Origin of the sequence: Dysosmobacter segnis (assembly GCF_014297285.1) — a bacterium.
Classification (GTDB): domain Bacteria; phylum Bacillota; class Clostridia; order Oscillospirales; family Oscillospiraceae; genus Oscillibacter; species Oscillibacter segnis.
In genome coordinates, this window is the sequence record NZ_JACOQI010000093.1 from 1 (window position 1) to 1070 (window position 1070).

The window sequence follows — 1070 nt, forward strand, 5'->3', positions numbered from 1 at the left end:
CCCCCCCCCCCCCCCCCCCCCCCCCCCCCCCCCCCCCCCCCCCCCCCCCCCCAGTTTAGATGTGTATAAGAGACAGCAACGAGTGGGTCAAGGCAACCAGCAGACCTGTACGAGACGGCTACACCATCGACGAGACTTATTACCTCCTGTTACCCGCAGGGGCAATGATGCGTACCGTTACGCGTGTCATCGAGGTCGTCGAACCGGGTTCTCCTGCTGCAAGACAGTTCTCTCCGCGTAAAGCACGTACAGTGTCTACCAGTGAGGCACTCTGTTTCATTCCGGGTACCTACACCCTGAAAGTAAAAGGCAATAACAAAGACGTTGTCGTCCTTGTCCCAAAGAAGTAATAACCTCCCCTCCTAAGTAAGGAAAGTAACAATGGCTCTTAGCACCTCCAACCTCGCTAAATACATCAACGATGCAATGATGGCTCGCCTGCAAGCGAACCTGAAGCTGAACTTCACCAAGGACATCGTCCTGGAGTTCACTCGTTCCGAACTGCGTGGCCTGACTGAAGGCGACCGCATCAAGGACGTCAGCATCGGCAAGATGATCGACCAGCTCCGTGACCAAGGCTACGTGGTCAAGGGTAAGCCGGGTAGCGAGAACTTCCGGGTAACGTTCGACGTAGAAACCTACCTCTCTCAGGCCGACACACTGGCTGACCTGAAAGACGGTACTGACTACATCAACGACTTGCTGTCCGAGGAATAAGTCATGGCCCTGGAACCTGATGAGTTGACTCATGACTTGATGCTGGCTGAAATCCAGAAGATGGCTAAAGGCAGTGTGACGATTACGATCAACGAGTATCTCGATGAGAGACAAACCATCGCAGAAGCTGTAGACCGTATGGTGCACGTGGGTCTGATCGACTGTGATCAGGCTCCAGAGTACATCAAGTCCGAAACAATCGTACAGATCACCGCTAACGGCGACGAGATGGACGATGCCATTGACATCATTGGACCAACACTCAATGACGCCATTGGTTCCCTGTACTTCTACATGAAGGCAGAAGAGCTGTCTCTTATACACATCTGACGCTGCCACGAGCGATCTAGTGG

2 protein-coding genes are annotated in these 1070 nt (G+C 53.6%); both read left to right on the forward strand.

Going from position 1 to position 1070, the window contains the following annotated elements:
- Nucleotides 1–381 precede the first annotated feature (381 nt).
- Nucleotides 382–717 carry a hypothetical protein gene (locus tag H8Z83_RS19170; RefSeq protein WP_187016487.1) on the forward strand — a complete coding sequence of 112 codons (336 nt, stop codon included), beginning with the start codon at nt 382–384 and terminating at the stop codon, nt 715–717.
- Between the two features lie 60 nt (nt 718–777).
- Complete coding sequence (locus H8Z83_RS19175; protein WP_187016488.1) at nt 778–1047, forward strand: hypothetical protein; 270 nt, start codon at nt 778–780, stop codon at nt 1045–1047.
- Nucleotides 1048–1070: the final 23 nt, after the last annotated feature.